23 protein-coding genes and 1 other RNA gene are annotated in these 22,244 nt (G+C 25.5%); 5 read left to right on the forward strand and 19 right to left on the reverse strand.

Annotated features, from left to right (window positions below; all coding sequences use genetic code 11):
• Positions 1 to 8: 8 nt before the first annotated feature.
• Genes gpmI through rplM form a run of 5 tightly spaced genes read right to left on the reverse strand, consistent with a single transcriptional unit; the run spans position 9 to position 3,958 of the window.
• Positions 9 to 1,559 carry a 2,3-bisphosphoglycerate-independent phosphoglycerate mutase gene (gpmI, locus tag H0H55_RS02015; protein ID WP_185861093.1) on the reverse strand — a complete coding sequence of 517 codons (1,551 nt, stop codon included), beginning with the start codon at positions 1,557 to 1,559 and terminating at the stop codon, positions 9 to 11.
• Between the two features lie 12 nt (positions 1,560 to 1,571).
• Positions 1,572 to 2,387: a translation elongation factor Ts gene (gene tsf / locus H0H55_RS02020; RefSeq protein ID WP_185861094.1), complete on the reverse strand. Its 816-nt coding sequence runs from the start codon at positions 2,385 to 2,387 to the stop codon at positions 1,572 to 1,574.
• Positions 2,384 to 3,109 (reverse strand): 30S ribosomal protein S2, encoded by a 726-nt coding sequence (gene rpsB, locus H0H55_RS02025; RefSeq protein WP_185861095.1) that lies wholly within the window; start codon positions 3,107 to 3,109, stop codon positions 2,384 to 2,386. The genes tsf and rpsB overlap by 4 nt, the downstream gene beginning before the upstream one ends.
• A 13-nt stretch (positions 3,110 to 3,122) precedes the next feature.
• Complete coding sequence (gene rpsI / locus H0H55_RS02030) at positions 3,123 to 3,500, reverse strand: 30S ribosomal protein S9 (protein ID WP_185861096.1); 378 nt, start codon at positions 3,498 to 3,500, stop codon at positions 3,123 to 3,125.
• A gap of 17 nt (positions 3,501 to 3,517) precedes the next feature.
• On the reverse strand, positions 3,518 to 3,958 hold the full coding sequence (gene rplM / locus H0H55_RS02035; protein ID WP_185861097.1) for a 50S ribosomal protein L13: 441 nt from the start codon (positions 3,956 to 3,958) through the stop codon (positions 3,518 to 3,520).
• Positions 3,959 to 4,157: 199 nt separating this feature from the next.
• Between rplM and dnaK the strand changes: the two genes are divergently transcribed.
• Positions 4,158 to 6,056, forward strand: a complete 1,899-nt coding sequence (gene dnaK, locus H0H55_RS02040; protein WP_185861098.1) for a molecular chaperone DnaK — start codon at positions 4,158 to 4,160, stop codon at positions 6,054 to 6,056.
• Positions 6,057 to 6,078: 22 nt separating this feature from the next.
• On the opposite strand, the gene H0H55_RS02045 is transcribed toward dnaK, so the two are convergent.
• Genes H0H55_RS02045 through rsfS form a run of 4 tightly spaced genes read right to left on the reverse strand, consistent with a single transcriptional unit; the run spans position 6,079 to position 9,934 of the window.
• Entirely contained in the window at positions 6,079 to 6,750 is a 672-nt protein-coding gene (locus H0H55_RS02045) for a phosphatidylserine decarboxylase family protein (RefSeq protein WP_185861099.1), read from the reverse strand.
• Between the two features lie 29 nt (positions 6,751 to 6,779).
• Positions 6,780 to 7,598, reverse strand: coding sequence for a phosphatidate cytidylyltransferase (locus H0H55_RS02050; RefSeq protein ID WP_185861100.1), 819 nt, complete (start codon positions 7,596 to 7,598; stop codon positions 6,780 to 6,782).
• 16 nt (positions 7,599 to 7,614) lie between these two features.
• Positions 7,615 to 9,555, reverse strand: a complete 1,941-nt coding sequence (gene ftsH, locus H0H55_RS02055; protein WP_185861101.1) for an ATP-dependent zinc metalloprotease FtsH — start codon at positions 9,553 to 9,555, stop codon at positions 7,615 to 7,617.
• Between the two features lie 40 nt (positions 9,556 to 9,595).
• On the reverse strand, positions 9,596 to 9,934 hold the full coding sequence (gene rsfS / locus H0H55_RS02060; protein WP_185861102.1) for a ribosome silencing factor: 339 nt from the start codon (positions 9,932 to 9,934) through the stop codon (positions 9,596 to 9,598).
• Between the two features lie 117 nt (positions 9,935 to 10,051).
• Between rsfS and H0H55_RS02065 the strand changes: the two genes are divergently transcribed.
• Entirely contained in the window at positions 10,052 to 10,816 is a 765-nt protein-coding gene (locus H0H55_RS02065; protein WP_185861103.1) for a biotin--[acetyl-CoA-carboxylase] ligase, read from the forward strand.
• Between the two features lie 11 nt (positions 10,817 to 10,827).
• Here H0H55_RS02065 and H0H55_RS02070 read toward each other — a convergent pair whose 3' ends face one another.
• Both H0H55_RS02070 and H0H55_RS02075 read right to left on the reverse strand, forming a co-directional pair.
• Positions 10,828 to 12,591: a YidC/Oxa1 family insertase periplasmic-domain containing protein gene (locus tag H0H55_RS02070; protein ID WP_185861104.1), complete on the reverse strand. Its 1,764-nt coding sequence runs from the start codon at positions 12,589 to 12,591 to the stop codon at positions 10,828 to 10,830.
• Entirely contained in the window at positions 12,588 to 14,213 is a 1,626-nt protein-coding gene (locus H0H55_RS02075) for a CTP synthase (RefSeq protein WP_185861105.1), read from the reverse strand. Before H0H55_RS02075 ends, H0H55_RS02070 begins: the two co-directional genes overlap by 4 nt.
• A gap of 117 nt (positions 14,214 to 14,330) precedes the next feature.
• On the opposite strand from H0H55_RS02075, the gene ffs reads away from it, so the two are divergent.
• An RNA gene (ffs, locus tag H0H55_RS03135) (signal recognition particle sRNA small type) lies at positions 14,331 to 14,431 on the forward strand.
• 18 nt (positions 14,432 to 14,449) lie between these two features.
• Entirely contained in the window at positions 14,450 to 15,703 is a 1,254-nt protein-coding gene (gene clpX, locus H0H55_RS02080; protein ID WP_185861106.1) for an ATP-dependent Clp protease ATP-binding subunit ClpX, read from the forward strand.
• On the opposite strand, the gene obgE is transcribed toward clpX, so the two are convergent.
• From obgE to lpdA, 3 genes are all read right to left on the reverse strand, one after another.
• Complete coding sequence (gene obgE / locus H0H55_RS02085) at positions 15,700 to 16,692, reverse strand: GTPase ObgE (RefSeq protein ID WP_185861107.1); 993 nt, start codon at positions 16,690 to 16,692, stop codon at positions 15,700 to 15,702. The genes clpX and obgE overlap by 4 nt on opposite strands.
• Before the next feature lie 17 nt (positions 16,693 to 16,709).
• Positions 16,710 to 17,294 (reverse strand): adenylate kinase family protein, encoded by a 585-nt coding sequence (locus tag H0H55_RS02090; protein ID WP_185861108.1) that lies wholly within the window; start codon positions 17,292 to 17,294, stop codon positions 16,710 to 16,712.
• Between the two features lie 182 nt (positions 17,295 to 17,476).
• Positions 17,477 to 18,868, reverse strand: a complete 1,392-nt coding sequence (gene lpdA / locus H0H55_RS02095) for a dihydrolipoyl dehydrogenase (protein WP_185861573.1) — start codon at positions 18,866 to 18,868, stop codon at positions 17,477 to 17,479.
• 80 nt (positions 18,869 to 18,948) lie between these two features.
• Here lpdA and fsa point away from each other — a divergent pair, with 80 nt between their 5' ends.
• Entirely contained in the window at positions 18,949 to 19,614 is a 666-nt protein-coding gene (gene fsa, locus H0H55_RS02100; protein WP_185861109.1) for a fructose-6-phosphate aldolase, read from the forward strand.
• Here the strand turns inward: fsa and H0H55_RS02105 are convergent.
• The 5 genes from H0H55_RS02105 to H0H55_RS02125 all read right to left on the reverse strand — a co-directional run bounded on the left by H0H55_RS02105 (position 19,611) and on the right by H0H55_RS02125 (position 22,233).
• Positions 19,611 to 19,922 carry a hypothetical protein gene (locus H0H55_RS02105; protein WP_185861110.1) on the reverse strand — a complete coding sequence of 104 codons (312 nt, stop codon included), beginning with the start codon at positions 19,920 to 19,922 and terminating at the stop codon, positions 19,611 to 19,613. The two genes, fsa and H0H55_RS02105, sit on opposite strands and share 4 nt — an antisense overlap.
• The gene (locus H0H55_RS02110) at positions 19,919 to 20,458 is read right to left on the reverse strand and encodes an outer membrane protein assembly factor BamD (protein WP_185861111.1); all 540 of its coding nucleotides are present in this window, start codon (positions 20,456 to 20,458) and stop codon (positions 19,919 to 19,921) included. Before H0H55_RS02110 ends, H0H55_RS02105 begins: the two co-directional genes overlap by 4 nt.
• Positions 20,455 to 20,958, reverse strand: a complete 504-nt coding sequence (locus tag H0H55_RS02115) for a ferritin (RefSeq protein ID WP_185861112.1) — start codon at positions 20,956 to 20,958, stop codon at positions 20,455 to 20,457. The genes H0H55_RS02110 and H0H55_RS02115 overlap by 4 nt, the downstream gene beginning before the upstream one ends.
• 37 nt (positions 20,959 to 20,995) lie before the next feature.
• Entirely contained in the window at positions 20,996 to 21,868 is an 873-nt protein-coding gene (dapA, locus tag H0H55_RS02120) for a 4-hydroxy-tetrahydrodipicolinate synthase (RefSeq protein ID WP_185861113.1), read from the reverse strand.
• Between the two features lie 92 nt (positions 21,869 to 21,960).
• Complete coding sequence (locus tag H0H55_RS02125; protein ID WP_185861114.1) at positions 21,961 to 22,233, reverse strand: RNA recognition motif domain-containing protein; 273 nt, start codon at positions 22,231 to 22,233, stop codon at positions 21,961 to 21,963.
• Positions 22,234 to 22,244 lie beyond the last annotated feature (11 nt).

Raw genomic sequence — 22,244 nt, forward strand, 5'->3', positions numbered from 1 at the left:
AATAATTTTTATTTTTTATTTATGATTATAGAAGTTCCACTCATAATTTTAGGAATCGGTAATTTCATTAATTCCAAAATAGTAGGAGCAACATCAGATAAAACTCCTTCTTTCTTTAAAAGAACATCTTTTTTTTTGATATCTCTATCTAAAAGAATAAAAGGAACTAAAGATGTAGTATGAGCTGTATGAGGTGTTCCATCTGGATTTATCATGTAATCTGCATTTCCATGATCTCCAACAATAATAACGGCGTACGAATTTTTTGTAGCTTCTTCAGAACAAAATTTAACGCATTTATCAACAAATTCACATGCTTGTATTGTTTCTTTCATTTTTCCAGTATGGCCAACCATATCCGGATTAGCAAAATTCAAACAAATAAAATCTGATTGTTTTCTTTTCAATTCTGGAATAATTTTTTTCACAATATTTTCTGCACTCATTTCAGGTTTTAAATCATAAGTAGGAATTTTAGGTGATTCACATAAAATCCTGACTTCTTTATCAAAAGGATTTTCTCTTCCTCCAGAGAAAAAGAAGGTAACATGTGGATACTTTTCTGTTTCAGCTATACGTATTTGTTGTTTTCCTTCTTTTTCTAAAATTTCTCCTAAAGTATTTGATAAATATTCTTTTTCAAAAAGAACATGAATTCCTTTGTATTTAGAATTAAAACAAGTCATAGTTATATAATAAGATAAACTTAATTTCTTCATTTTTGAAAATGAAGAAGAAATATCATTTTCCGTTAAAAGTTCTGTAATTTGTCTAGAACGATCAGAACGAAAATTAAAACAAAAAACAGCATCTCCATCCTTAATTCTAGAAATAGGAATTTCATTTTCATCAACAATTATTAAAGGAGATATAAATTCATCTGTTATTCCATTTTGATACAATTTTTCTATAGATAAAAGAATATTTTTAGTATACATTCCTTTTGAATGAACCATTGCATCATATGCTTTTTTAGTTCGTTCCCATTTTTGATCACGATCCATTGAATAATATCTTCCAATAACAGAAGACAATTTTCCAACATATTTTTTAGTCACATTTAAAAGTTTTTTGATATAAAAAATGCTCTTTTTTGGAGAAGAATCTCTTCCATCTGTAAAAACATGTATAAAAACATCTTTTATTTTCTTTTTTTTGGCTATTTTAAGTAAATAAAATAGATGGTCCATATGTGAATGAACTCCCCCATCAGATAATAATCCAATAAAATGAATTCTTTTGTTAGAAATAGAGATTTTATTAAAAAAAACATCTATTTTTTTTAAAAAAAAATTATTTTTAATAGAAATATTAATTTTTTCCAGACTTTGAATTATTTTACGTCCAGATCCTAAATTAATATGACCCACTTCTGAATTACCCATTTGTCCTTTAGGTAATCCAACATCAGATCCTGATGCTTTTAATTGACTATAAGGATAATGTATAGAACAGTGATCAATAAATGGAGTAAAAGCCTGTTCTATTGCAGAATAATAACAGTTTTTATGGTTAGATATTCCCCAACCATCTAAAATTATTAACATTAATTTTTTCATTCAATTTGATAATTAAATACTAGCTCTCTTAAAGAGATTTATTTTTAAATTTTTATCATTTTGATTTAAATATCTTTGAACAGTTATTTTATTGTCTTTTATAAATTTTTGATTAAGTAAAGTGTTTTCTAATAAAAATTTTTCAATTTTACCTTGAATTATTTTTTTCTTGATATGATCAGATTTATTTTCTTTTTTTATTTGATATTCAATAATTTTAATTTCTTCATCAATTAATAAACTAGAAATTCCTTTTTCATTAATAGCTATAGGATTCATAGCAGCTACATGCATAGCTATATTTTTTGCGACAAATATGTTTGTTTGATTAGAAAAACCAACTAATGTTGCAATTTTATTAGTGTTGTGAGTGTAGTTCATAACAAATGGAGAATCTATTTTTTCAAATATTTTTAATTCTAATTTTTCTCCTACGATACCCATTTGATTTACAATCATTTCTTGTATACTTTTGTATTTGTTATATGAACTATGTAAAAAGTCAAATTTGTTATTGAATAACAATGATTGTTTTGATAGAATGGATAAAAAATCTAAAAATTCAGAATTTTTAGATAAAAAATCAGTTTCGCAACTAACTCCTATAATTGTTCCACAAGAATGATTAGAATTAACGGAAGCAATAAGAGCCCCATATTTCATTTCATATAATGAACGATTGATTGCTACTTTTTCTCCTTTTTTTCTTAAAATATAAATAGCATCATTAATATTTCCGTTAGATTGAATCAATGCTTTTTTACAAGACATAATTCCAATTCCTGTTATTTTTCTAAGTTTATTAACTTCTTCTACAGAAATTTTCATAATTTTTTATTTATAAAATTTTTATTTTCTCGTTCATTTTTATGGATATAAATTCCATGTTGAATTGCTTCTGACACAAATTTCAAAATAATATCTATAGATTTAGAAGAATCATCATTAGAAGGAATAGGATATTGAATATCGTTAGGATTTGTATTAGTATCTACCATTGCAAAAATGGGGATTTTTAATTTTATGGCTTCAGTCAAAGCTATTTTTTCTTGATTTGGATCTATCAAAAAAATACCACCTGGTATGTGATTCATATTTGAAATACTTCCTAAATTTTTATATAATTTAGCATACAATCGGTCTATTAATAATCTTTCTTTTTTAGATAATGTATCAAAAGTTCCATTTTTTTTCATTTTTTCTATATTACTCATTTTTTTTACAGACTTGCGAATTGTTGTAAAATTTGTTAGTAATCCTCCCAACCATCTTTCTGTTATGCAAGGCATGTTAACACTTTTAGCATATGAAAAAACTTTTTCTCTAGCTTGAGCTTTTGTTCCTACCAATAATATTTTTTTTCCATTTTTTGCTATTTTTTTTAATTCTTCACAAGCTTCCTTTAATTTTAAAATGGTTTTTGATAAATCTATAATATGAATTCCTCCTTTTTTCATAAAAATAAAAGGACGCATGTTAGGATTCCATTTTCGTGCAATATGTCCAAAATGTACTCCAGCTTTTAATAAGTCTTCAATATTGATTTTCATTATATGAATTTTTCTAACGTTTGGAAAATTGATATTTTTTTCTGGCCTTTTTTTGACCAAATTTTTTTCTTTCTACTTCTCTGGAATCGCGTGTTAATAATCCCTCAGATTTTAATTTTTTTCTGTTTTTTATATCAACTAGACAAAGTGCACGAGATATAGCTAGACGAATTGCTTCTGCTTGACCATTAAATCCTCCTCCAAACACTTTCACATTTATATCAAACTGACTTATTTTTTCTACTATTTCAATAGGATACAATATTTTTTTATGAAGATATTCTGGAAAATACTGATCTAATTTTAAAGAATTGATAGTTATTAATCCGTTCCCTGTTTTTAAATAAATACGTGCTAAAGACCTTTTTCTTCTTCCTATGGTATGTATCATAATTATTTTAATTTTATTTATTTTAATAAAATAGGTTTTTGAGCTTTATGTTTATGTTCCGATTCAGGATATACATATAAATTTTTAATTATTAATCTTCCTAAACGGTTTTTAGGTAACATCCCTTTTACTGATTTATATATTATATTTCTTGAGTCTTTATTGAACATATTTTGAATGGAAATAGTTTTTTGACCACCTGGATAACCAGTATGATACACATATTTTTTATTGATCCATTTTTTTCCAGAAAGTTTGATTTTATTAGAATTAATCACGATAACATAATCTCCACAATTTATGTGTGGAGAATAAAAAGGTTTATGTTTACCCATTATAATACAAGCGATTTTAGTGGATAATCTTCCCAAGATTTGATTAGTTGCATCTATAATCATCCAATATTTTACTACTATGCTTTTTTTAGCAGAAATCGTCTTTAAACTCAAAAAATCCATATTACTTTTTTTTTATTCTTCCAATATAAGAAATTTAAAAATTTTAATAAATGACTTTTTGTCATAAAAAACATTTTTTATAAAAGCTTTTTTTTGTCATACTTTCTGGTCACTTTATTTATAAAAGTTTTATTTTCATTATGGCATAATGATTGGAGTGCTATTCAATGAAATTAACATATGAAAAAACGTAATAAAAATGAGTAAAATTATAGGCATAGATTTAGGAACAACAAATTCTTGTGTTGCTGTTATGGAAATTAATGATCCTATTGTGATTCCTAACTCAGAAGGAAAAAGAACTACTCCATCTATAGTTGCTTTTGTAGAAGGAGGAGAAAGAAAAATAGGAGACCCTGCTAAAAGACAGGCTGTAACTAATCCACAAAAAACTATTTTTTCAATCAAAAGATTCATGGGAAGAATGTATTCGGAAGTAACTGAAGAACTAAAACACATTCCTTATAAAGTTATCAAAGGAGGAAATAATACTCCTCGAGTTGATATAGAAAAAAGATTATATGCTCCACAAGAAATATCTGCAATGATTTTACAAAAAATGAAAAAAACAGCTGAAGATTATCTAGGAGCGGAAATTAGTAAAGCAGTCATTACGGTTCCTGCTTATTTTAATGATGCACAAAGACAAGCTACTAAAGAAGCTGGAGAAATAGCAGGATTAAAAGTAGAAAGAATTATCAATGAACCGACAGCAGCAGCTTTAGCTTATGGTTTAGATAAAAGTAATCAAAATAAGAAAATAGTAGTATATGATTTAGGAGGAGGAACATTTGATGTTTCTATTTTAGAACTAGGTGATGGTGTATTTGAAGTTCTATCGACCAATGGGGATACTCATTTAGGAGGAGACGATTTTGATCAAGTTATTATTAATTACTTAGCAAACGAATTTAAATATAAAGAAGGTTTAGATCTTAGAAAGGATCCTATGGCATTACAACGTTTAAAAGAAGCATCTGAAAAAGCTAAAATAGAATTATCTTCTTCTAATCAAACGGAAATAAATCTTCCGTATATTACGGCAACAGAATCAGGACCTAAACATCTAGTATTAACCTTAATACGATCAAAATTTGAGCAATTATCAGAGAAATTAATACAGAGGTCAATTCATCCTTGTTCTCAAGCATTGAAAGATGCAAATTTAACAACTAAGGATATAAATGAAGTTATTTTAGTAGGAGGATCTACCCGGATACCGAAAGTTCAAGAAGAAGTCGAAAAATTTTTTGGAAAAAAACCATCTAAAGGAGTGAATCCAGATGAAGTTGTAGCAATTGGTGCAGCTATACAAGGCGGAGTTTTAACAGGAGATGTACAAAATGTATTATTATTAGATGTCACACCTTTATCTTTAGGAATTGAAACTTTAGGAGGAGTTTTTACTAAACTTATTGAATCTAATACTACAATTCCTACTAAAAAATCAGAAGTTTTTTCTACTGCATCTGATAATCAATCAGCAGTAACTATACGTGTAGGACAAGGTGAAAGACCAATGTTCAATGACAATAAAGAAATAGGCCGATTTGATTTAGTAGATATTCCTCCAGCACCTAGAGGTATTCCTCAAATTGAGGTAACTTTTGATATAGATGCTAATGGAATCCTTCATGTTTCTGCAAAAGAAAAAGGAACAGGAAAAGAACAATCTATACGTATCGAAACTTCTTCAGGTTTAAATCAAGAAGAAATAGAAAAAATGAAAAAAGAAGCAAAAGAAAATGCACAAAAAGATGAAAAAATAAAAAAAGAAATCGAAAAATTAAATGCAGCAGATAATCAAATCTTTCAATCTGAAAAACAATTGAAAGATTACGGAAGTAAATTATCTGAAAACAATAAAAAAAATATAAAAGATTCTTTAGAAGAATTAAAAAAAGCTCACTCAAAAAAAGATTTTTCCTCTATTGAGAAATACATGAAAAAACTTAATGAAGCTTGGACTAATGCCTCTCAAGAAATTTATCAAGAAAATATAAATAAAAATAATCAATCAAATAAAAAAGAAAATGAAGAAAAAAGTAACAAAGGAAATGAAAATGTGCAAGATGTAGATTATGAAGAAGTAAAATAAAAAAATTAGTAAAGGGAGTTTATCATAATGGAATAATAGAAATTTTAGTTTCTCCTCCAACAACTTTTTCTCCCTTTTTCACTAAAATAACAGAGTTTAATGGTAAGAAAACATCGACTCGAGATCCAAATTTAATAAATCCAAATTCATCTCCTTTTTTTACCAAAGAATTTTTTTTTGCATATAAAATAATACGTCTAGCTAAAAAACCAGCTATTTGTCGGAATAATATTTTTTTTCCTTTATTTGTTTCTACTACTATTGTTGTATGTTCATTATTTGATGAAGCTTTAGGAAGCCAAGCTATGGCATATTTTCCGTAATAGTATTTTACATAAATAATTTTTCCAGAAACAGGAAATCTATTAACATGTACATCAAAAGGTGACATAAAAATAGAAATACATATACAGTTTTTTTTTAAAAATTCATTTTCAAAAATTTTTTTGATTTCTAAAATTTTTCCATCAGCAGGAGATATAACTATATCTTGATTATGATCTTTTTCATAATTCTCATAAAAATTTCTTTTTGGATTTCTAAAAAAGAAAATAAAAAAAAGATAAAGTATAACAAAAAAAATAGATAAAAAAATACAAATTAATCTAGATAATAATAAAAAAGAAAAAATCAATAACAATAGTATTATTACTAGTGTATACACTAAAAATGAAATTCCTTCTTTATGAATCATAATTATAAAACTCTATAAATAAAAAATATTTATAAAATGTAAATAATACTAATAACCACAGTAGCTATAATAGGAATCACAAAAATAAAACTGTCTAATCTATCTAAAAAACCACCATGTCCAGGAAAAAAAGTCCCTGAATTCTTTACATTAAAAGATCTTTTAATAGTAGACTCTACAAGATCTCCGACAATGGAAAAAATAGGAATAGTAAAAGATAAAATAAACCAATATTTTTTCCCCCATATTTCATACAATAAAAATCCTAACATGATACAAAAAAATAATCCACCAACAATTCCTTCTATTGATTTATTAGGAGAAATAGATATAGCTATTTTTCTTTTTCCCCATTTTCTTCCTATCAAATAAGATAAAGAATCATTTGTCCATATTAAAATAAATACACCTAAAATTAATTGTTTTCCATGATGAACTATAGCATATATATAAGATGCTAAATAAAATGGCATTATAACATATACCAATCCAAAAATTAAATGATTTACTTGTATTATTTTATCTCTATGTGAATACTTTTTAGAAAGTAATTGAATAAAAAGAAAAATTATAGAATAAGGAATGAAAAAAATTATATACAAAACGAATCCTTTTTCCGTGAAAAAATCTATAAGAATGGGAAACAAAAAAAATAGAGAGGTAATTTTAATTAAAATTATATTTGTTTTTAATATTAACAAAAATTCAAGTAAACAAAAAAAAGATAAAATCATCATTACAATTCTAAAAGTTTTTTCTCCTTTTTCAATAGAAAAAACAATCAAACCCACATAAATCAATCCGGTAATAAATCTGATGAAAAAGTCTAAAAATTTTTTTTTATTCATCTCTAAATTATAAATTTTAAGTAGAAGAAGCATTACTAACAGAACTTAACATATCACCTATTTCATCAGGATAAGGTCTTTCTCCAAATATTTTTTTTAAATCTTCTCTAAAAATAACTTCTTTTTCCAATAATTCATTAGCCAAGATTGATAATTTTTTTTCATTGTTTTTTAATATATTTTTAGCTCTTTGATATTGTTCTGTGATAATTTTAGATATTTCTTCATCTATAATCTGAGCTGTTTTTTCACTATAAGGTTTTGAAAAAGAAAATTCATTTTGTCCTGTCGAATCATAATAAGAAATGTTTCCAATTTTTTCATTTAATCCAAAAATAACTACCATAGATTGAGCTTGTTTCGTCACTCTTTCCAAATCATTTAGAGCTCCAGTAGAAACATTACTAAAAATAATTTCTTCAGCTGATCTTCCTGCTAACAATGCACATATTTCGTCTTTCATTTGCTCTGGAGTAGTTAATTGTCTTTCTTCTGGTAAATACCAAGCTGATCCTAAAGATCTCCCTCTTGGAACTATAGTTACTTTTACTAAAGGAGCAGCATGTTCCAATAACCAACTGATTGTAGCATGACCCGCTTCATGATAAGCTATTCGTTTTTTTTCATTTGGTTTTATAATTTTATTCTTCTTTTCCAAACCTCCAATAATACGATCTATTGCATCAAGAAAATCTTGATTCTCTATTTGAGACCTGTCTTTTCTTGCAGCAATGAGGGCAGATTCATTACAAACATTAGCAATATCTGCTCCACTAAACCCTGGAGTTTGTCTTGCTAAAAATGCTATATCAACATTATCAGATAATACTAATCTTTTCAAATGTACATGAAATATCTCTTTTCTCTCATTTAATTCAGGAGGGTCTACTAATATAGTACGATCAAAACGTCCAGGACGAAGTAAAGCTTTATCTAAAATATCAGATCTATTAGTAGCAGATAATACTATGACATTAGTATGAGTTCCAAATCCATCCATTTCTGTTAAAAGTTGATTTAAAGTATTTTCCCTTTCATCATTTGATCCAGCTATATTATTTTTTCCACGAGCTCTTCCTATAGCATCTATTTCATCAATGAATATTATACATGGAGATTTTTCTTTTGCTTTTTCAAATAAATCTCTCACTCTAGATGCTCCCACTCCTACAAACATTTCTACAAAATCTGATCCTGATAAAGAAAAAAACGGAACTTTTGCTTCTCCAGCTACAGCTTTTGCTAACAATGTTTTTCCCGTTCCTGGAGGACCTATGAGTAAAGCTCCTTTAGGTATTTTTCCTCCAAGTTTAGTATATTTTTGAGGACTTTTTAAAAATTCTACTATTTCTTGAACTTCTTCTTTTGCTCCTTCTAATCCAGCAACATCTTTAAACGTTATTTTAACGTTTTCATTTTCATCAAACAATCTAGCTCTAGATTTTCCTATATTAAATATTTGCCCTCCGGGACCTCCACTAGGAGATCCGATTTTTCTAAATAAAAAAATCCAAAAAACAATTAATAATATAAAAAATATACCATAATCAAATAAAAATTTAGTTATCGTATATTCTTGTTGATTTTTAAAATCAATAATGGTATCTAAATTATAGTTCTTCTTATATTCTTCAAATTTTTTCTGAAAAAATTGTAAATCTCCTATTTCAAATTCATATTGTAGTGATTGTGTTATAATTTTTTTTTCATTTTCATTATTTTTATTACGATTAAAGGGTAAAAATTTTTTTTTTAAATAAACATATACTATTTCTCTGTGTTTCACTATAATTTTCTGTACTTCTCCTTTTGATAAAATATCAAAAAAAGTATCCTGATCTATTTTTCTAGGATTAGAAAAAGAAGATTTAAAAAAAAATATTCCTAAAAATATAGCAAATATGACTGCATATACCCAAAAAAAGTTGTTTTTACTTTTTATTTTTTTATTTATCATATAGGTTTCTTCATTGCTTAATTTTAAATAAAAACCTTAGTTATATTTTATGAATTGATTCTTGATTCTGATTCCAAAGGTCATCTATATTATAATAAATTCTGAATTTTTTTTGAAAAATATGAACAACAACAGAAATATAATCAACTAAAATCCATTCTTTATTTTTCAATCCTTCTATATGCCAAGGTTTTTCTTCTAATTCTTCAATCGTTATTTTTTCTATAGATTGAGAAATAGCATGCACTTGATTATGAGAATCTCCATTACAAATCACAAAATAATCACAAATAAAATTTTCTCTATTTTTTAAATTTACGATAGATATATTTTTTCCTTTAACCATTTGAATCCCTTCTATGATTTTATCTAATAACAAAATAAAAATTATTTTTTAATAACAAGTATTTTTTATTTTAAATTTATTTGCAAATAAACAATAAACAAAAATAAGGTTTTCGATTTAAAGAAGTTCAATTTTTAACATAAAAACATTTTGAAAAAATTTATTTGGCCTATAAATCTGATTGCATTAAAAGAAATTACTTCTACAAATCAATATGCTAAAAAATATGTTGATGAAAAACATAACTGGATAGTTATTTGGACAATGAATCAAATTAAAGGTATAGGAATGCATAAAAATTCATGGAATACAGAGAAAAAAAAAAATTTAACTTTCAGCATTGTTTTAAAATCTATTAAAATTTTATATGTACAAAAAATATATATCATTAATGTTATTGTAAGTAATGCCATTCATAAAATTTTATATAAATATTATAATAAAAGAAATAAAGAAAAAATTTGGATTAAATGGCCTAACGACATTATTATAAATAATAAAAAAATAGGTGGAATTTTAATAGAAAATAGTGTTTTTTCAAAAAAAATTCATACTATTATTATTGGAATAGGTTTAAATATTTACCAAAAAGAATTTAAAAAAGAGTGGAATGCTTCTTCTCTGAAGGAAATTTTTAATTTAAATTTTGATTTAGATTATCTTTTTTACAAGATTATATATTTTATTCAAAAAGAATATCTCCTTTTTATAACTCATGGAGAAAAATTTATAAGAGAATATTATATCAATCATTTATATTTAAAAGATCAAATTTCTCTTTTTTATATATACAAAACTAAAAATTACATTTTTGGAAAAATACGGTCTGTAACAGATCAAGGAATATTAATCATTGAATTTAATGAAAAATTATATTCTTTCTCTTATAAAGAAATAAAATTCCTGATTTCATAATATCAATAATACTATTGTTGTATTTTTGATTTCATATTCATAATGTTTTTTAAAAAATTACGTTTTATAATTTTTTTCTCTTGAATTTTTATTAGAATTTTTTTTTCGTCTAACATTAGTTCTTTAATAAAAAAGAAAAATACAATATTAATTATGTTAGATGTAAAATAATACAAAGATAAAGCAGAAGCATAACTATTTATGAATAATAACATGACAATAGGCATTAAATATAATATAAAATTCATGTTAGGAACATCATTCTCATTTTGAGAAAAATTTCTTTTTCCATCATTACTTAATCTTGTATAAACTAACAATGCTAAAGAATATAATAAAGTAAGCAAACTGACATGATTTCCGTAAAAAGGGATAAAAAAAGGTAATTTTAAAATTGAATCGTATGATGTCAGGTCTTCGACCCATAAAAAAGATTTTCCTCTCAAATTAATTATAGTAGGAAAGAACTTAAATAAAGAATAAAAAATAGGAATCTGAAATAATGTAGAAATACATCCAGACATCGGATTAATTCCAACATTATGATATAATTCCATTATAGCTCTTTGTCTTTTAAAAACATTTTCTTTATATCTGTGATTTAATTTATCTATCTCTGGACGAATCAATTTCATTATAGCACTTAACTTATATTGTTTATAAGTAATTGGGTATAATATAAGTTTTACAACTATAGTCATTAAAATAATAATAACACCATAATTTAAATTTGTTTTTTCTAGAAATTGAAAAATTATTAAAAAGAAATACTTATTAATCCATTTCAGAAATCCCCATCCAAATGGAATAATATTTTCAAATCCATTTTGATATTTTTTTAAAAAATTTAAATCTAAAGGACCGAAATAAAAACGAAAAGAAAAACGAAATTCTTCATTTTTTTTTGAATTTATAAATATTTGAAACTGAACTTTTTTTAAAAAATATCCTGAAGAAAAATTTTCAGATTTAATAAAAACATTTTTTAATATTTTTTCTGGAATAAATATAAAAGAGAAAAATTGTTGTTTATCCGCTATCCAATTAATTCCAGATATATTTTTATCTTCCGTTTTTTTGTCAGATAAATATTTAACATAATTCGAATGATTATCAGAAATGGAATAATAAACTTGAGTATAAGAATTTTCCCAATCTCTATCCTTTTCTAAGGATAGAATTTTATGTTCAAAATTTAGATAAAATCCCTCTTTTTTTTGTAAAAAAAAAGGAGAAAAACGATGAGTTTGTATAGAAAAACCAACATCATATCGATCTTTTTTTCCTATTGTATATATATAATCTAAAAATCCTTTTCCATAAGGATTTTTAGCTCTCATAACAAGAGTTTGAATTCCCGATATCTTATTTCTTTTGAATAAAAAAGGTTGAAAATATAAAGTGCTTGTGTCAATATTCAATCCTTCTTGATTTAAGAATGAGAATCTATACATCAAACTCGAATCTTTTATTAGATGAAGTTTTTTAGCATGATATGCTAATAAAGAATCATATGCTTTATATTTCTTTAAAATAACATCTTGAATTCCTCCTCCCAAACTTGATATTTTAATTTTTAAAACATCATTTTCTAATGAAAAAAAATCATTTTTCTTGTTAAGAATTTCTTTTTTTATAGAAAATTCTTTGCGATTAGAATTTAATTTTTTATAATTACTATTATTATTGTTATTGAAATAAGTAAAAATTATCAAAACAAATAATATAAGAATGAATCCTATTATAGAATTATAATCTAAGCTTTTATCCTTCATGAAGAATTCTGATAATATTGAGTATTTATAGATACTTGTATAAAAGTAGTAAATAAAGGATGTGGATTCGTTACTGTGCTTTGATATTCTGGATGGTATTGAACTCCTAAGAAAAAAATATGTCCTTCTAATTCTAATGCTTCTACTAAACCTGTCTCTGGATTAGTTCCTACCGCTTTCATTCCAGCATTAGAAAAACGTTCTAAATAATTATTATTGAATTCATACCTATGACGATGTCTCTCAAAAATTTCTTTTTTTCCTTCATAAATAGAAAATATTTTAGAACCTTCCATAAGAGAACACTTCCAATTTCCTAAACGCATCGTTCCTCCTGTTTTAATTAATTTTTTTTGTTTTTTCATTAAACTTATTACTGGATGAAATGTATTTGGATTGGTTTCATGACTTTCAGCTTTTTTTAATCCTAACACGTTTCTAGCAAATTCTATGACGGCAATTTGCATCCCCAAACATATACCAAAAAATGGAATTTGATTTTCTCTTGCATATTTTGCCGCAAGTATTTTTCCTTCAATTCCTCTATTTCCGAATCCTGGGGCAACTAAAATACCTGAAATTCCTTTAAAATATTTTTTTATATTTTTTTCTTTAATCATATCCGAATAAATCCATTTTATATTAACAAAAACTTCATTTTTCGTTCCTGCATGAATCAAAGCTTCTATAATTGATTTATAAGAATCATGCAAAGAAACATATTTACCAACTAATGCTATTTTTGTTTCAAATTTTGGATTTTTATATTTTTTAATAAAAATTTTCCATTCCTTTAAATTAGGAATAGTAATAGTAGATAAATTTAAATGATTTAATACTACTTCATCAAAACTTTGTAAATGTAATAAACAAGGAATTTCATATATAATTTTAGTATCTATTGATTCAATAACATGCTTTGGTTTAACATTGCAAAATAAAGCTAATTTTTGTCTAACATCATCGGATATATGTTTTTCCGTTCTGCACACTATGATATCTGCTTGTATTCCTTTTTCCATTAAATTTCGAACAGAATGTTGTGTTGGTTTGGTTTTAACTTCTCCAGTTGCTATAATATGTGGAAGCAATGTTAAATGAATAACTAATCCATTAAATTTTCCAAATTCCCATTTTAACTGACGTACTGATTCAATATAAGGTAAACTTTCTATATCACCGACAGTCCCTCCAATTTCAGTAATAACAATATCATAATTTTTTGATTCTCCAAAAATTTTAATCCGTCTTTTAATTTCATTGGTAATATGAGGAATTACTTGAACTGTTGTACCTAAATAGGTTCCTTTTCTTTCATTATCTATCACTGTTTTATATATTAACCCCGATGTTACATTATTCTCTTTAGTCATGTGTTGATTTAAAAAACGTTCATAATGTCCTAAATCTAAATCTGTTTCTGCTCCATCTTGAGTCACAAAACACTCTCCATGTTCATACGGATTTAAAGTTCCTGAATCTATATTAAAATAAGGATCCAATTTTAACATTGAAACTTTATATCCTCTCGCCTTTAATAACATCCCTAACGAAGCCGAAACAATTCCTTTTCCTAATGAAGAACTTACTCCTCCTGTAACAAAAATATATTTTGTTTCCATATAAAATAAAAAAAATAAAAAACCAAATTTAATAGATCTTAAAATTAAAAATTGTTCTTCTAATTAGATAATGATCATTGGGAATTTATAATTTTTTTTTTATATTTACTAAACTTGGAGCAAGTCCTACACAATCAGCTCCCTATTAATCCTCCAGGGTGGGAACACAGCAAAGGGAATCAGGTTGTAGCGATGTGATGTAGTTAAGCTTGCTCCTTTTAAAAGTGTCTGGTTTTATGGAAGATTCGTTAAAATGCAACTTTTGTGGAAGGAATAAAGATAACAATATTACTTTTCTCATATCAGGAGTTAATGGACATATTTGCAATTTCTGCATAGAAAAAACTTATTCCATAATTCATAAAAAATTTTTAGGAAAAAACATCAATATCAGCAAAAAAAATCCTAACAGTAATAACAATGATAACGATAATGATAATGATTCAGATTCAATCAAAATAAAAAAACCAAAAGAAATAAAATCTTTTTTAGATAAATATATTGTTGGACAAGATGAAGCAAAAAAAATTATTTCCGTATCTGTTTACAATCATTACAAACGTATTCAATACAACAAAAAAAATGAGAATAATATAGAAATCGAAAAATCTAATGTATTATTGATTGGAAAAACAGGAACAGGAAAAACTTTGTTGGCCAAAAGCATATCAAAACTACTCAATCTTCCCTTTGCTATAGCTGACGCAACCACTTTAACTGAAGCAGGATATGTAGGTGAAGATGTAGAATCTATTTTAACAAAACTACTACAATCCGTTAATTATGATATAAATTCTGCGGAAAAAGGAATTATCTTTTTAGATGAAATAGATAAAATTTCCAGAAAAAGCAATAATCCTTCTATTACAAGAGATGTATCTGGAGAAGGAGTACAACAAGCCCTACTCAAAATATTGGAAGGATCTATGGTTAATGTACCTCCACAAGGAGGAAGAAAACATCCAGACCAAAAAATGATACAAATAAATACTGAAAACATATTATTTATAGCTGGAGGAACTTTCGATGGAATCGAAAAAATAGTATCTGATAGAATAGAAGAAATGTCCATAGGTTTTATTACTAATAATAAAAGAAACAAAAAGAAAAAAAAAAATTATTTAAAAAATATTCTTTCTGAAGATTTAAAAAAATTTGGATTAATACCTGAAATTATTGGAAGATTTCCTATTGTTGCTTATTTAAATCCATTAAACAAAAATATGTTGAAAAAAATTTTAATAGAACCAGAAAATGCTTTAATAAAACAGTATCAGAAATTATTTGGTATGGATCAAATATCTTTGAATATTACAGACGAAGCATTAAACATTATAGTAGATAAAACATTTAAATTAGGTTTAGGTGCTAGAGGCTTGCGAACTTTTTGTGAAAAAATATTTCTGGACTATATGTTCGATATTGAAGATGTTCAATCCACATTAAATATAGATAAAGATATTGTAAAACATAAACTTTGTTACTCTTAATCTCTATCTCTGATTAATTTCCACAATTTATTTATCAACTCCGATAATCCCTCTTGTGTAAAAGAAGAAAAAAAAATGATATTTTCTTTTAATTTTAAAAATGATTTTTTTATCTTATTTTTTTCTTCGTTATTTATTAAATCCGATTTTGATATTGCTAATAGACGTTTTTTATTTAAAAGATTTGAATTAAACTTTTTCAATTCATTTAATAAAATAAAATATTCTTTCTTTTTGTTTCTTGTATCCGAGGAGATTAAAAATAACAAAACGGAATTTCGTTCTATATGTCTTAAAAAACGATGGCCTAATCCTTTACCTTCAGAAGCCTTTTCTATTATTCCAGGAATATCAGCCGCTAAAAAAGAATTATAATCGATATATACCACCCCTATATGTGGAATTTTAGTTGTAAAAGCAAAATTTCCTATCTTAGGTTTTGCTTTTGTAATAACAGAAAGCAAAGTAGATTTTCCAGTGTTAGGAAAACCTATGAATCCTACATCAGATAGGATTTTTAATTCTAAAAAAATCCAATTTCCTTTTGTTTTAATTCCTGGTTGTGCATGATAAGGAGACTGACGAATTGAATTTTTAAAAAAAGTGTTTCCTTTCCCTCCTTTTCCTCCTTCAAATAAAATTTTCTTCTGAAAATTTTTAGTTATTTCCATTATTATATCTTTTTTTTCGTTTTTTATCACAGTTCCTACAGGAACTTCTATTAAAATATCTTTTCCTTTTGCTCCAGTTATGTTATTTTTTTTTCCAGGAAAACCAGATTGAGCTATCCAATGTTTATGATATCTTAAATGTAAAAAATTATGAATGTGAGAATTTCCTTGAATAATAATATCACCTCCTTTACCTCCTGTCCCCCCATCAGGACCCCCCCTAGTTATAGATCTATCTCTATAAAAATGAACAAAACCCGCTCCTCCATCTCCACTTTTACAAAAAATTTTTATAAAATCAACAAAATCGTTTATCATACATATGTCATAAATAATTATGAATATAATAAATTCATAATTTTATTGTTTATCAAAGTAGAAATTTTTTCTACAGATAAAGATGCATTTAATTTTATTATACTATTGTTCCATTTTTTATTATTCCATATCATAGAAGTTTCATTATCATATTCTTTTATTCTTCTTTGAACTGTCATAATATCTATATCATCATCACGATGACTTGTTTTTCCTCTTTTTAATAATCTATTTATTATTAAATTTTTTTGAATAAAAAAATAAAAAATTATATCAATTTTTCCTAAAAAAAATTTTTTTAATACTTCTTCTAAAGATAAAATTTGATTCCTAGTTCTAGGATATCCATCATAAATAATTCCTTTAGCTTTCAAATGTTTTTGTATCTCTATATTTAACATATTTGTAGTAATTATATCAGGTACTAATATTCCTTTATTAATATAAAAACTTGCTAATTTTCCTAAATGAGTTTGCCTTTTTATGTGATCCCTAAATATCATTCCAGTAGATAAATGTATAAAACCAAACTTTTTTGATATAATTTGAGCTTGAGTTCCTTTTCCACAACCCGGTGGGCCAAACAATATAATATGTATCATAAAACAATAAAAATTATGAATTTTATGTTATGTAAAGAAATACACTAGATCTAAAATGAAATTAAGAAAAGAAGTTTTTTATTATCCAATTATCCACATATACACTAAGTACATAATAATATTATAATAATATTATAAAAATATTGATATGATGTGGAAATATCAAAAAATATATTTTTGAATTATAAATGAATAGCTTTTCCATAAGCATGAGCTATAGATTCCACAATAGATTCACTTAATGAAGGATGAGGGTGTATGCTACTCAAAATTTCATAACTGGTTGCTTCTAATTTTCTAGCAACTACTACTTCTGAAATTAAATCTGTAACATGACCTCCTATCATATGACATCCCAACCATTCGTCATACTTATCATCAAAAATTACTTTTACAAAACCATCAGTATTTTCATCAGTGATCGCTCTACCAAGAGCGCTAAAAGGAAATTTAGACACTTTGATTTGGAAACCTTTTTTTATAGACTCTTTTTCTGTATAACCTACTGAAGCTATCTCAGGAAGTGAATAAACACATTTCGGAACATTATTATAATCTATTTCATGACAATTTAACCCTTTAATACTTTCAACACAATTTATGGCTTCAAACGAAGCAACATGAGCTAAAGAAGGGGTTGGAACAACATCTCCAATAGCATAATATCCACCTATATTTGTACGATAATTTTCATCTACAACTATAAATCCTTTTTCTGTTTGAATTCCAATTTCTTCTATTCCAATATGTTGAATATTTGGAATAACTCCTATTGCGTATAAAATAATATCTGCTTTTAATTCAATATTTTTAAACGATGTTTGAACATCAACAACAACTTCATTATTTTTATAAGCAATTTTCTTTATACTAGAAGACACATAATTTTCTATTCCTATTTTATCAAAATAACGTTTCAAATAATCAGATATCTCATCATCACCATTAGGGTATAATTTAGGACATACTTCTATGATAGAAACTTTGGTTCCCATAGAATGATAAAAATAAGCGAATTCTAATCCTATAGAACCAGAACCTATAATAATCATTTTTTTCGGCAACGAAGATAAAGATAATGCTTCTTTATATGTTATAATTTTTTTTGTATTATACTTAATTTTTTCATCTATTTTAGGAATAGCACCAGTTGCAATAATTATGTGTGAAGCAGAATGTTCTTCTGTACTTTTTTCGTTCTTAAAAATTTCTATTCTTTTTCTTTTTTTTAATTTTGCATTTCCATAAATTACATGAACTCCATTTTTTTTCATTAAAAATGAAATTCCTTTTCTGATTTGATCTACAACTTTTCTACTTTTAGAAATAATTTTAGCATAATTTATTTCAATATTTTCATGATTTATGCCAAATAAATCTCCATTTTTTTTTATGGATTGTAAAATTTTAGCACTGTTCAAAAGTGATTTAGTAGGAATACACCCCCAATTTAAACAAACACCTCCAATAGATTCTTTCTCCACTATTGCTGTTTTCATTCCAAGTTGTGCCGCACGTATGGAAGCAATGTAACCACCAGGTCCGCTACCTAAAATAATAACATCAAAATGCATAGACATAATATAACATACATTCATTAAATTTACAGAAAAAAAAATATAAATATTTTACATTTGTTTAAAAATAAAATAATATGAAGTTTTTCATAGATACAGCCAATTTAAAGGAAATTGACCAGGCAAGATCATTAGGAATGTTAGATGGGGTTACAACAAATCCATCTTTAATGTCAAAAGAATCTCTTTTCAATCAAAAAGAAATTCAAAAACATTACATATCTATATGTGAACGTTTAAAAAACGATGAAAATGTAAGTGCAGAAGTTATCAGTAGTAATTATATTGATATGATTCAGGAAGGAGAAAAACTAGCTCTTCTTCATCCAAGAATTGTGGTCAAAATACCTATGACAAAAAACGGAATTCAAGCTATTCAATACTTATCTAATAAAAGAATTAAAACTAATTGCACTCTTGTTTTTTCTGCAGGACAAGCTTTTTTAGCAGCTAAAGCTGGAGCCTACTACGTTTCTCCATTTGTAGGAAGATTAGATGATGTCTCTTACAATGGATTAAAATTAATACGAGAAATAAAAAATGTGTATGAAAATTATTTTTTCAAAACCAAAATATTAGCTGCTTCTATACGTCATTCTCTACATGTCATAGAATGTGCAAAAATAGGGATACACGCTATAACCTCTCCTATAAAAGTTATCAATTCTTTGTTTAATCATCCGTTAACTGATATAGGACTAGAACAATTTATAAAAGATTATCAAAGTAAAATAAATAATTAAATCTTTATTTTCCCGTTTAGCAAATATTGAATTGAAATAGATGTAGATTTCGGTAATTTTTCATAAAATTTTGATAATTCAATTTGTTCTTTATTTTCAAAAATTTCTTCTAAATTATTTTTATTCATGATGTTGAATTCTTCCAGTTTGTTATCTAAATCCTCTTTAATTTTATCATGTATTTTTATACTTATTTTTTCTAAAATGCATATAGTTTCATATATGTTTTTTCCAGATTGTTTTTCCAGATGAATACGATCTATAGTTTCTGTGTTTATTGGAGCATTTATCTCTTTTAAAGAATTCATTGTTTTAATTTTTTATATAAAACCTTTAGTTTTTTTGCATTAGAAGAATATGGAAAATTGTCCATGTATTTTTCATATGATTTTCCAAAATCTTTTTTTTTAGAAAGTTGATATTGGGATACACAAATTTTATACATAATTTTTTCTTTGAAACTACTCTCTGGAAAATCATTAATAAGATCTTGAAAATAAATTAAAGAAGCCCGATATCTATGCATCAAAAAATAAGAATTAGCAATACAATAATTTTTTCTTTCTATTTTTTCTAACAAATTATTAAGCAACCTATAAGCTTCTTTAATTTTAGATCCATCAGGATATTTTTGAATAAACTGATTCAGTTTATCAATTGCAACATCAGTTTTTGTTTGATCTAAATTAAAATCTAAAGATGATAAATAATGATTTTTCACTTTTTCAAAAAAACTTCCTTCTTCTGACAAAAACGATTTCTTATCCTGAAAAAAAAAACATCCTTCTAAATCTAAAATAGAACCAATGAAAATAAAAAAGATTACTAAAATAATTCTAATCAAAATTTTTTATTTTTATGAAAATTCTTCATATCTTTATCGAAGAAATATAATCCCCCCTTGTCTTCTCCTATTAATTCGATTTTATCTAAAATCATTTTGCTTACAGCTTCTTCTTCTGTCTGTTCTTCAACATACCATTGAAGAAAATTATATGTAAAAAAATCTTTTTCTCGCAAAGAAATTTCGACTAATAAATTTATCTCATCAGAAATTTTTTTTTCATGTTCAAATAATTTCAGAAATAATTCTTTTAAAGACGGATATGTTATATTTTCAATCAATATTTTATCTAAAGTCACTTCTCCTCCTCTTCTATTAAGATATCTAATCAATTTTAACATATGCATTCTTTCTTCATTCGAATGATCATACAAAAATTCACATATTCCATCATAACCTTTTCTTTCAACCCAAGAACCCATCGATAAATATAGTAAAGAAGATTCCAATTCTCTATTCAATTGTTTGACTAACCCTAGTTGTATTTTTTTACTGAGCATATTATTCAATTAACTTAATTGTTATAAATTACTTACTTTATTTTAATGCATGTAATATTTTTTCTCTTAAAGAATTAGTTCCCTCTAGTAATGGTAATCTTACATATGGATCACATATTCCGATTATGTTCAATAAAGTTTTGATTCCTGTAGGATTTCCTTCTTCATAAACAAGATCTATTATTTTAATAATATCATAAAAAATAGAAAAGGCTTTTTTTGCATTATCCTTTTTAGCTAAGGATATCATATGAGAGATTTTTTTGGGAAAACCTTGAGCAATTACTGAAATTGCACCTTTTCCTCCACCTAATATAAAAGGCAAAATTGTAAAATCATCTCCTGATATTACATTAAAATTTTCCGGTTTTTTCTCAAAAATCCTATAACACTGTAAAATATTTCCTGAGGCTTCTTTAATTCCTATTATATTCTTATAATCATGAGCTAAACGCAAAACAGTATCCGGTATAATATTAGATCCTGTTCTTTTAGGAACATTATATAAAATTATATCTGCTTTTGTACAATTGGAAATTGATTTAAAATGTTGATAGATCCCCTCCTGAGAGGGTCTATTATAATAAGGAGAAACTGAAAGAATAGCATAAAAATCTGACAAATTTTTTATGCTATTTATTTTTTTTATAACATCCTTTGTATCATTTCCTCCTATTCCTAGAATTACAGGAATTTTCTTATAATTCGAACTTTGAATACATTTTACTACATCCAATTTTTCTTCATAACTTAATGTTGCTGTTTCTGCTGTTGTTCCCAACGCGACTAAATAATCAACATTATTATTCACAACATATTTTACAAGTTTTTCAAGTCCATTAAAATCAATTTTTCCATCCTTTTTAAAAGGAGTAACTAACGCTACACCTGTTCCATCTAATTTTTTCATAGATTATTTTGATATTTTATGTCTTCAATGTATGTGTTAATTAACCATATACTTTAAAAAAATAATAACAGATGTCAGCGCATAAAAAATGATTAATAATCTTTTTTTGTTCTTGGCCTAGCTGCAGATACAATGATATTTCGACCCATAAACTCTGTTCCATTTAATTTTTCTATAGCCTGTTTTGCATTTTCTTCATTAGACATTTCTACAAATCCAAATCCTTTACTTCTTTTACTTGATGTAGATTCATCAAAAATTATTTTAGCATGAGTTACTTCTCCTACAGATTCAAAATATTTTTTCAATTCTTGTTCTGTCATATCATAAGATAAATTACCTACGTATAATTTCGTATTGTCCATATTAAAAATTA

Source organism: Blattabacterium cuenoti (assembly GCF_014251795.1).
In the GTDB taxonomy this organism is placed as follows: domain Bacteria; phylum Bacteroidota; class Bacteroidia; order Flavobacteriales; family Blattabacteriaceae; genus Blattabacterium; species Blattabacterium cuenoti_AB.

Coding starts and splice junctions, on each gene's coding strand:
- gpmI (WP_185861093.1), bottom strand. CDS start 1,559: ATGAAAAAATTAATGTTAATAATTTTAGATGGTTGGGGAATATCTAAC.
- tsf (WP_185861094.1), bottom strand. CDS start 2,387: ATGAAAATTTCTGTAGAAGAAGTTAATAAACTTAGAAAAATAACAGGA.
- rpsB (WP_185861095.1), bottom strand. CDS start 3,109: ATGAAAATCAATATTGAAGACTTATTAAAAGCTGGAGTACATTTTGGA.
- rpsI (WP_185861096.1), bottom strand. CDS start 3,500: ATGATACATACCATAGGAAGAAGAAAAAGGTCTTTAGCACGTATTTAT.
- rplM (WP_185861097.1), bottom strand. CDS start 3,958: ATGGATTTTTTGAGTTTAAAGACGATTTCTGCTAAAAAAAGCATAGTA.
- dnaK (WP_185861098.1), top strand. CDS start 4,158: ATGAGTAAAATTATAGGCATAGATTTAGGAACAACAAATTCTTGTGTT.
- H0H55_RS02045 (WP_185861099.1), bottom strand. CDS start 6,750: ATGATTCATAAAGAAGGAATTTCATTTTTAGTGTATACACTAGTAATA.
- H0H55_RS02050 (WP_185861100.1), bottom strand. CDS start 7,598: ATGAATAAAAAAAAATTTTTAGACTTTTTCATCAGATTTATTACCGGA.
- ftsH (WP_185861101.1), bottom strand. CDS start 9,555: ATGATAAATAAAAAAATAAAAAGTAAAAACAACTTTTTTTGGGTATAT.
- H0H55_RS02070 (WP_185861104.1), bottom strand. CDS start 12,591: ATGAAGGATAAAAGCTTAGATTATAATTCTATAATAGGATTCATTCTT.
- H0H55_RS02075 (WP_185861105.1), bottom strand. CDS start 14,213: ATGGAAACAAAATATATTTTTGTTACAGGAGGAGTAAGTTCTTCATTA.
- clpX (WP_185861106.1), top strand. CDS start 14,450: ATGGAAGATTCGTTAAAATGCAACTTTTGTGGAAGGAATAAAGATAAC.
- obgE (WP_185861107.1), bottom strand. CDS start 16,692: ATGATAAACGATTTTGTTGATTTTATAAAAATTTTTTGTAAAAGTGGA.
- H0H55_RS02090 (WP_185861108.1), bottom strand. CDS start 17,294: ATGATACATATTATATTGTTTGGCCCACCGGGTTGTGGAAAAGGAACT.
- lpdA (WP_185861573.1), bottom strand. CDS start 18,868: ATGCATTTTGATGTTATTATTTTAGGTAGCGGACCTGGTGGTTACATT.
- fsa (WP_185861109.1), top strand. CDS start 18,949: ATGAAGTTTTTCATAGATACAGCCAATTTAAAGGAAATTGACCAGGCA.
- H0H55_RS02105 (WP_185861110.1), bottom strand. CDS start 19,922: ATGAATTCTTTAAAAGAGATAAATGCTCCAATAAACACAGAAACTATA.
- H0H55_RS02115 (WP_185861112.1), bottom strand. CDS start 20,958: ATGCTCAGTAAAAAAATACAACTAGGGTTAGTCAAACAATTGAATAGA.
- dapA (WP_185861113.1), bottom strand. CDS start 21,868: ATGAAAAAATTAGATGGAACAGGTGTAGCGTTAGTTACTCCTTTTAAA.
- H0H55_RS02125 (WP_185861114.1), bottom strand. CDS start 22,233: ATGGACAATACGAAATTATACGTAGGTAATTTATCTTATGATATGACA.